Source organism: Photobacterium sanguinicancri (genome assembly GCF_002265265.1).
Classification (GTDB): Bacteria; Pseudomonadota; Gammaproteobacteria; order Enterobacterales; family Vibrionaceae; genus Photobacterium; species Photobacterium sanguinicancri.
Map to the genome: position 1 here is coordinate 1 of NZ_NOIF01000198.1, position 9,202 is coordinate 9,202.

The 9,202-nt window shown below is 43.0% G+C and carries 9 protein-coding genes; 6 read left to right on the forward strand and 3 right to left on the reverse strand.

Going from position 1 to position 9,202, the window contains the following annotated elements; genetic code table 11:
- The first annotated feature begins 127 nt into the window (after positions 1-127).
- Positions 128-1,018: a LysR family transcriptional regulator gene (locus ASV53_RS20700; RefSeq protein WP_094958492.1), complete on the forward strand. Its 891-nt coding sequence runs from the start codon at positions 128-130 to the stop codon at positions 1,016-1,018.
- Positions 1,019-1,109: 91 nt separating this feature from the next.
- Here the strand turns inward: ASV53_RS20700 and ASV53_RS20705 are convergent, their stop codons facing one another.
- Together ASV53_RS20705 and ASV53_RS20710 are read right to left on the reverse strand one after the other, a co-directional pair.
- On the reverse strand, positions 1,110-3,851 hold the full coding sequence (locus ASV53_RS20705; RefSeq protein WP_094958493.1) for a bifunctional acetate--CoA ligase family protein/GNAT family N-acetyltransferase: 2,742 nt from the start codon (positions 3,849-3,851) through the stop codon (positions 1,110-1,112).
- A gap of 206 nt (positions 3,852-4,057) precedes the next feature.
- Positions 4,058-4,567, reverse strand: coding sequence for a DUF2301 domain-containing membrane protein (locus tag ASV53_RS20710; protein WP_062689291.1), 510 nt, complete (start codon positions 4,565-4,567; stop codon positions 4,058-4,060).
- A 169-nt stretch (positions 4,568-4,736) separates the two neighbouring features.
- On the opposite strand from ASV53_RS20710, the gene ASV53_RS20715 reads away from it, so the two are divergent.
- From ASV53_RS20715 to ASV53_RS20730, 4 genes are all read left to right on the forward strand, one after another.
- Entirely contained in the window at positions 4,737-5,252 is a 516-nt protein-coding gene (locus tag ASV53_RS20715) for an SPOR domain-containing protein (protein ID WP_062689293.1), read from the forward strand.
- Between the two features lie 368 nt (positions 5,253-5,620).
- Entirely contained in the window at positions 5,621-6,613 is a 993-nt protein-coding gene (locus ASV53_RS20720) for a D-alanine--D-alanine ligase (protein ID WP_062689317.1), read from the forward strand.
- 85 nt (positions 6,614-6,698) lie between these two features.
- A complete protein-coding gene (locus ASV53_RS20725) occupies positions 6,699-6,875 on the forward strand; it encodes a YhfG family protein (RefSeq protein WP_083540852.1) in 177 nt (58 codons plus the stop codon).
- The gene (locus ASV53_RS20730; RefSeq protein ID WP_094958494.1) at positions 6,865-7,503 is read left to right on the forward strand and encodes a putative adenosine monophosphate-protein transferase Fic; all 639 of its coding nucleotides are present in this window, start codon (positions 6,865-6,867) and stop codon (positions 7,501-7,503) included. Before ASV53_RS20725 ends, ASV53_RS20730 begins: the two co-directional genes overlap by 11 nt.
- Before the next feature lie 29 nt (positions 7,504-7,532).
- Here ASV53_RS20730 and ASV53_RS20735 read toward each other — a convergent pair whose 3' ends face one another.
- Entirely contained in the window at positions 7,533-8,474 is a 942-nt protein-coding gene (locus ASV53_RS20735; protein WP_094958495.1) for a tyrosine-type recombinase/integrase, read from the reverse strand.
- A 268-nt stretch (positions 8,475-8,742) separates the two neighbouring features.
- Between ASV53_RS20735 and ASV53_RS20740 the strand changes: the two genes are divergently transcribed.
- On the forward strand, positions 8,743-9,111 hold the full coding sequence (locus ASV53_RS20740) for a DUF3319 domain-containing protein (protein WP_094958496.1): 369 nt from the start codon (positions 8,743-8,745) through the stop codon (positions 9,109-9,111).
- The last annotated feature ends 91 nt before the right edge of the window (positions 9,112-9,202 follow it).

Here is a 9,202-nt window from a genome sequence, read left to right on the forward strand (position 1 = left end):
ATATAAATATTAGTGACTAGTTAGTCATTATTTTTGCCTGTTGCAGGCTAAGCCCCTATAGGGGGATCAATAAAATAGGGGTATGATAGTCCATTCGGTGCTTTGCTTTGATAAACAGGGAGTTGTAGTGAATAAATTATTGTCATTTGAGGCTTTGTTGGTATTAGATGCCATAGATCGACGTGGAAGTTTCGCTGCTGCGTCCGAAGAATTGGGTCGAGCGCCTTCATCTTTAAGCTATCAAGTCCAAAAACTAGAACAAGATTTAGACCTTGTTATCTTCGATCGCTCTGGCCATCGCGCAGTATTTACTAAAGCGGGGAGGTTGTTGCTAGAGCGCGGACGATTATTACTCCAAGCTGCAGATGAGATGGTAGCGGATGCGAGTGCTCTGGCACATGGTTGGGAACTTGATATTACTATTTCGTATGATGGGCTTCTTTCTTTTGAAGAGATGCTTCCCTTGGTGGATGGTTTAGCCAAAAAGAGTAAGACACGCCTTCGTTTTCAAGAAGAAATTCTGGCGGGCTGTTGGGAAGCGCTTGCGCAAGATAGGGCTGATTTAGTGATAGCACCAGCACCGACAGTTGCACCGCCTGAGGTGAAAATTGAACCGCTCGGTAAACAACTGGGATTTTGGGTTGCTCACCCCGAACATCCAATATTGCAGCATGATGATCCACTGGACCCACTCGTGCGTCTTCAATATCGCGTGATAGCAGTAGCAGATACTGCCCGTAATATGCCGCCTCTTTCTCACAATATTTTAGATGATCAACCATTACTCACGGTTAGCACCATGCACGACAAGTTGGTAGCCTTAAAAGCAGGTGTCGGTATTGGCACCCTTTCGTCGCATTATGCTGAAGATGCTATTGCTCGCGGCGAGTTAGTGATGATTAAAGAAGAGCAAGCGCATGAGCTTGATATTGTTTTAGCCTGGAATCGAAATACGATGGGGAAAGCGAAATCATGGTGTATTCAGCAGCTCAAAAAGCAATGGCAAGTAAAGCCGTGAATAAGATGTGATACACGGATACAAGATTGTTTGAGTGCGCCTCTCACCAAAATAAGTGAGAGGCTTTAAGCCTGATTTATACTAACAACAACTAGCTGTTATCGCTTGGCTGCAGTAAAAGCAGCATTTCTACAATGCCATCGGCCATTTGAATATCAACATGGAAGCCCACTTTTTGCGCTAGCATGATCATGCCTCGGTTGGAGGGCATCGTCATTCCAGTTAACCGCTGTAAGCCTCGTTTATGGCAATAATCGATGATTTTTTCCATTAAAATTCGGCCTAAACCAAGACCTTTTAAATCGGAACGTACCAAGATGGCAAATTCTGCCTCTTCGTTATAAGGGTCCGATAATGCGCGCGTGACACCGATAATCACTTCTTCTTCGCTGCCATCTTCATTTACCAGATTCGTGGTTGCAACAAATGCCATCTCGCGGTCGTAATCAATTTGAGTAAAGTTTGCTAGTGCCTCATGGTTGAATTCACCAACGTCGGAGAAAAATCGGCGATATAAATCATCCACAGAGACTTTCGATACAAATTCGGCGTGCTTGGGCTCATCTTCTGGCAAGATTGGGCGCAGTAAAATAGATCGTCCATCTTTTAGGCTAACGCTTTGTTCGTGTTCTTTCGGGTAGGGACGAATAGCCAGTCGCGCTTGTTTGTCTCCGTTAAATGGTTTGAGCTCCATCGAGGCATCTATTACTGTGAGTTCATTACCTGAGACCAATAGCGGGTGAATATCTAGTGCTGCTATTTCAGGACAATCAATAATAAGCTGAGAAATTTGCACCAGCAACTGGCACAGTGCGGGAATATCGAGTTGTTCTGGTTGTCGACGTTGGCGGATTTTCCCTGTTTTAATGGCATTAATAACCATATAGCGAGCAAGTGCCGTATTCAAAGGGGGAATGGCAACAGCGGCGTCTTTATGAATATCCCATTCAACTGCATCTTCGCCCAACAAAATCACAGGGCCAAAAATAGCATCATGATGAACGGCAATGCGCAGTTCCTGTGCACCTGCACGGTTTGCCATCTGTTGTACTAATAAACCATCAATACGCGCACTTGGGTAGTTTAAAGATACACGGTCAAGAATTGCTTGTGCGCCATTAGCAACTTCAGCCGCATCTCTTAGGTGTAGCATTACGCCATGAATTTCTGATTTATGGCGAATGTCGGGAGAGCGAAGCTTAACTGCAACGGGGTAACCAATTTGCTCTGCGATGTGAGCGGCTTCTGCTGGATCATTGGCAATCCAAGTTGGCAGTGTATTAAAGCCATAGCTTTCAAGTAATGGCCTCACATCGTGAGTTTCCATTTGGTATATGTTTTGTGCCAATAGCTCTTTGATCATGGTATTGACCAGCTTAGGGCTGGATTTGGTTTCACCAAAAGAAACCGGGGTCTCTATCAGCTGTTTCTGGTTACGACGGTACTCCACTAAATGCATGAAAGCAGAAATGGCACTTTCAGGTGTCCGATAGGCGGGGTAACCAGCATCGGCAAAAACTTGTCTTGCGCTAATGGCTTCATTTTCGCCAGCCCAATTGGTTAATATGTTGAATTTTCGAGTTCGTGGGTGGGATTGTAATAAGTGAACTAAGCGTTTTGCGGTTTCGTTGCCATCTGCGATTGCAGATGGCGAATGCATTATCAGCAGCGCGTCGAAATCATCTGAATCTAACAGTATTCTTACCGCTTTCTCATAGCGTGTAATATCGGCATCACCAATGATGTCGATTGGGTTTGAATGCGACCAGCAAGAGGGCAAAATATCAGAGAGCTGATTGATGGTGTCTTCACTTAATGATGCAAGCTTACCCCCTCTATCTGATAACGCATCGACAGCCATTATTGCAGGGCCACCACCATTCGTTAGTATCGCCAATCGCTCGCCACGCAGCGGTACTGAATGCGCCAGTGTTTCTACAGCAGCAAATAACTCATGGGTATTGTGAACGCGGAGCATACCTGAACGGCGGATAGCCGCATCATAAACAGCATCAAGCCCGGCATCGCCGCCAGTATGGATTTGTGCAGCCATGCTGCCAGCCTGAGTTCGCCCACTTTTGACCACCAGAATACGGCGATTCCGAGCCGCAGCACGCGCGGCAGACATAAACCGACGAGCGTCCTTTACTGAATCGACATACAACAAAATTGCTTCGGTTTTGCTATCGCGGCATAGCGTATCGAGCAGTTCAGCAAAGTTAATGTCACAGGCATCACCTAGCGACAAAAATGTGGAAAATCCAATTTTCTTGTTTTTTGCCCAATCTAAAATCGTGGTACATACCGCCGCCGATTGAGAGATAAAGGCAATGTTCCCTTTATTTGCAGAGATTGGAGAGAAAGACGCGTTAAGATTAAGCCAAGGTAAAATTAACCCCATACTATTAGGGCCGACAATTCGCATACCGTAGCGTTGCGCCATCGCAAACATCCGCGATTCTTCGGATTCTATTACCTCTGCTTCTCCCGCGTTTGGCTTGGTTGTTGAGTAACTGGGTAGGCTGTTCATACCTGCCGCTAATACAACCGCGACTTTGACGCCTTTTTTACCGAGTTCTTCAATAATGGCTACGTTACGATGTGCGTTAGTACAAACAACCGCAAGATCTGGCGTTCGGGGAAGACTTTGAATAGTTGGATAGGCCAAGACACCCGCGACAGCATCGTACTTTGGGGTGACGGGCATTATAGGGCCATGAAAGCGACCCGATAATAAGTTACGAATAACAACATTACCCGCACGTTGAGGGTTGTCAGAAGCACCAATTACTGCAATGGATTTAGGCTTAAGTAACTTATCGAGTCCGTTCATTATTTACTCCGCATCTTCTTATCTTTTACCAATCCGTCAGAGAGGTATAACTGATATTAGCGGATATAGCGGGGAGTTTCTGGCTGATAGCTATGGGGTGTGATCACACGCGGCATTGCCAAATATATAAGGGGGAATTGCTGCCTAATCTTAACGTGAATAGTACAGCATCCATGCTGCACTTTGTTGTACGGTGAGTACCGTAATTAGACTTGGTAGCGGCTTTTATCGCCGATATCAAAGTGCAGCGGCATACGCCATTTTGCAGCAGCCGCAACCGCCAGTAAAATAGCACCAGCCATACTGAATAAAATACTGATTTGCTGTTGATCAAAGACAAAACAAAACCAGAACCCGGCTAATACTAAGGGGGTTGCAAGCAGCACTTTCACCTGGAAACAAAAGTACTCTTTCACAGCCAATGCACTGAATGCAAAAAGAGCAGCACCTAATGCGAGCGGTTGCCATAATCCAGCTAAAAGCCAAATAGCGGCAAACAGACCACTGCCTTGAATTAACCAACGAAAACGTTTGTCGTAAATATGGACAGTTGATGAAGCAATTAATGCGGCTGCGACAAGAACGGTTGTTGCCGTTTCTGTTTCCCATGCAATTATTGAGAGTGTCGCTGCAGCCACGGTTAATGATAAACGATAAAGAATGACGGTAATAATATCGATAATGTCTAACTGACTTTTGATATGTGGATCTGCCATTTAGCACTCCAAAGAAAAATTATTGAGAGAAATGAATATAACGAGGGAATTCTACTACTAAATGCTGTGACAGAGGGCAGATAGTTATTGATCTTGCATAACGTTTTGCTTGATTGGTATAAGAACTAGCGTCAGAATAATTGCAGAAATTTTCAGTGGTAGGATAACAATGAAAAAAATCGCCGTTTTAGCCGTAGCAACGGCACTTGTCGGGTGTGCGTCAAATACAGATTCACTAGAGATTGTCAGTTCAACTTCTCAGGAAGTGTATTCAGCAGAACAGATTGCAGCAATGCAAGCAGAGAACACAGCGCAAAACGTCACGACAACGGAAGTCAGTAACGAAACACAGCAAGTGCAGCCACAAACAGAAACTAAGCCAACATACGAATATGTCGAAGCAGCAAAAGATGGCTATACCATTCAAGTGTTAGCGCTAAGCCATAACCAAGGCTTTACGACTTACTTGAATAAGCTACCGTCGAATCAGCCTGTTTGGACTAACAAGAAAATGTTAGATGGCCTGCCTTGGTACACATTGTTGTTTGGTCAGTACGAAACGCGCGAACAAGCGAAGCGTGCTTTGAATGCATTGCCACAAGACGTAAAAACATATGGCCCATTCATTCGCAAAATTGATGACATTAAAGCATCACCAAGTCCAAAGCTGACTAAGCTAAATTAATCATTCTGGTTAGTACCCAAAAGGTACTTTTAAAAGAGAGCGCTTAGCGCTCTTTTTGGTTTATTGGGCAAGTAAATTTCACGTAGTTGTGGTCGACTCACTTGCTCTGAAAGCTCTTATGATCCGCTGTGTCTCGCGTTTATTACAGTTAAATGAAGACTTTTTAATCAGTTAATCGGGAAGGTTTATGATTTCTGATGGTTTTTACACGTAACCCGACAGAGATACTGCCATCAGTAGGTATTTTTGATTACTATTGGGTAATAAACGGGGTTGGCGTCTCTCTACATTGTATTCTTACGCCAAGCCAGATGATGATTAATGTTGGTGAACACAGAGTTACCAATGAAGTACCACAAGGGACGATAATGAGCGCTATCCACGTTTTACTGCTGTGCGGCGGTGGTTCTGCTGAACACGAAGTATCAATTATTTCTGCTAATTACATAGAGCAAACGCTAAAGCAGATAGATGGTATCAACTACTCACGTGTTGAGATGAAGACAGACGGTTGGTTTTTAGAGGATGGCACATCATGTCAGCTAAATCTTGATCGTACGCTTCAAATTGGTGACGAAAAGCAAGCGATTGATTATGTCGTACCTTGTGTACACGGTTTCCCTGGTGAAACGGGCGATCTGCAATCATTCCTTGATATGGCTAAACTGCCGTACCTAGGCTGTGGTGCTGAAGCAAGCACCAATTGTTTTAATAAAATCACCACTAAGCTATGGTTTGATGCGTTAGATATTCCGAACACACCGTATTTATTCCTAAGTGAAAACAGTGCAGAAGATCACGAAAATGCGAAGGCTGCATTAGTGAAGTGGGGCAAGGTTTTTGTTAAAGCAGCTTGTCAAGGATCCTCCGTTGGCTGTTACAGTGTAACGAATGAGTCAGAGTTGAAAGATGCGGTCAACAACGCATTTACCTATTCAGACCAAGTCTTGATCGAGAAAACAATCAAACCTCGTGAGTTAGAAATTGCAGCTTTTGAATATGAAGGCGAATTGATTATTACCAAACCCGGTGAGGTCGCAGCCCCTGAAGATGGTTTTTATTCTTACGATGAAAAATACGGTGCTGGCAGTCACTCTAAGACAACAGTTGAAGCTGACAATCTAACTGAAAAACAAATTGAAGATATTTGTACCTTCGCGCGTAAAGCTTTTGTACAAATGAAGCTAAAGGATTTATCTCGTATCGATTTCTTCCTTAGCGATGAAGGTGAGATTTTACTAAATGAAATCAACACATTCCCAGGTATGACTCCGATTTCGATGTTCCCGAAAATGCTTGAGCATAGTGGAAAAACGTTCATTGGCTTCCTTGAGCAAGCCATTAAACGAGCGGTTAGATAATCGCAAAGATGCTAAAACGCCAGTGAATCACTGGCGTTTTTATTGATAGCTGTAATAATTCCAATAGGTGCATAGAGGTATCGCTATGCGAGATGAAGAGCAAAAACGATTACGCTTTAAGCAGTTACAGGCTCGAAATTATCGAGCAAGCTTACAATTGGAAGGCTTTGAAATTGGCTTACCCGATCAACAACAGGCTGATGCAAAAGCTTTAGATGAAAATGAAAAAATTCAACGCTTAAGAAAAGAGTATGCGAGATAAATATGGTGTCACTCACGACCCTGACTGTTATCCACATTCATCAGTCTTAATCAATAAGCTTGATATTACTGATGACGATCAGCTTGCGTTAGCAGAGCGTGATTTTACTCGCGTGCGAGCAGAACATTTTGAGCCTGATTTTTCACATCTAGATTTCAACTACCTCCTTCAAATTCACTACATACTATTCCAAGACTTGTACCAATGGGCAGGTCAAACACGACATGTCGATATAACAAAAGGTGAAACCCGTTTTTGCCATTTTATGAATATTGAGCGTGAAGCGTTGCGGTTGTTTGATGATCTTGCAAAAGAAAAGTGTCTAATCGATTTACCACTCAGCGAATTTATTGAACGCTGTGCTCACTATTACTGTGAGTTGAATGTTGTTCATCCCTTTAGAGAGGGAAATGGACGTGTTCAGCGTATCTTTTTTGAAATTCTTGCGATTAACGCAGGTTACGAAATTTGCTGGGAAGGTATTACATTGACGGAATGGGTAGATGCCAACATTGCAGGGTATTTCGGTAACTTAATGCCTTTAATTACCTTATTCCAGCAAATTACAGTGCCAATTAATTACACCAATGGCTATAGTGAACACTGGAATGATAGCCCCATAGAATAAGCTCTGTAATCTGATGGGGCTTGCGAGTGTTAGTCGTTATCCCATGGGGTATCTTTCTTGAATTTCTCCATTTCTTTATCTCGCTTACTATTTTGACCTATGTATTGTGCTGGCATAGCAGGGCTTTTCCAGCGACCTTGTGATTGTATCTCACTCAGTGTTGCACCATCGCTTGCGAGATCTTGTGCTGCACCAACACGAGGTGATTGCCCTGAGAAAATCACTTTACTTGATACCCCTAATTCATCACCTGCACGACGAAATACGCGATAGATAGAGGAGTGGTCTAACGGCATCTCCCCGATATTTCCATGGCGATCAATGCGTCGGAATATGTAGCCATCAGTCACTAAGCCTTCAGTTAGCCATTGGGTGAGAACCGCTGATGTTCGTTCACTTAGTGGAATTGTTTTTTTCTCTAATTGAAGGGACGTATTACCGGCTTCGTCCATAATTATGTCTTCCACACACAGGTTACTTAATTCACTGCGCTTAAGTAATCCCTCAAATGCAACAGCCCAAATAGCTAGATCGCGAATATCTTTGATGTTGACTGATGATTCAAATACTAAAAAAAGGCGATAGAGATGATCGGCATGCAAACCTTCAGCTTGCTTACTATCATCTTGTTTTTCTTCATGATGCCGCTGCATAAGCAGTCTTATTTGGGTGTGTGAACATGGGTCGGTTAACGCAAGGGTACGATGCACTAATCGGATAGTAATAATATAGCGCTTTAAACTTGAAAGCTTACGTGTCAGAGCCATGTGATCGATAAAGCGTTCTATGGTCTGTACTTTAGCTGGGAGTGGTGAAGCATGAATACTTTGACAATAATAAACAAATGCATTCCAGTCGGTATTGAACGCAACAAGAGTTCGTTCGGCATACCGTTTCCCCGTGATGGCTTTCCAGTGAGCGATATCTGTCACTTCTTTAGAGAAGGTTGTTACGTATTCTTTTGTATTCATTTGAATTAGACACCTAACGCACTATAACTTTATAGAGTGTATGCTATTTATACATTTAGTCCACACAAACATTAATACCGTCAAAAAACTCTAACTAAGTGCCCATTTAAGCGTCAGAATGCTGTACACGAATGCGGGATAGTGCTTCAATTACGTTAGCTTTACTGTTGTATAAAAGCATTTATATCTTAAATTTGTTGCATAATGTGTAATCTGCGCTTATCAATAGCGTACTTTGATGATTAGTTGATCATGTGGAAGAGTCTCTATGAAAAAACGGCTGTTATACCGTGGTTATCATCTAGAAAATGCATCTGGCGAACTAGATGATTGGAAGGTAAATATCAACGGTAAAATACTCGCAGGTAAAGTCACGTTAGTGAAGAAGAGTATTGATTGGTGGTGTGATATGAAAACACTCATGTCTCCCGCGAGTTTTGCTACGCAAGAAACATCGCAACGTAATCCCAACCAAAAAACAGAAGACTATAAAGGGTTTAAGTTGATGAACGACACCGGTAAACCTAATGAATGGTATGTTTTTTTACGTGGGCAATTATTAAAAGGTTCACCAATAGCGATTAAAAAGCATCTCGATATGGTTTTAGCGAAGCTTGCTGCACAGCAGAAAAAATAAACGCCCTAGTGGGCTAATGCCGTTCACTTAAGGTGAGCGGCTTTCTTATTTTTGGCATATCGTTGAGGTCTTGGTTTTACCGTTCTTGGGA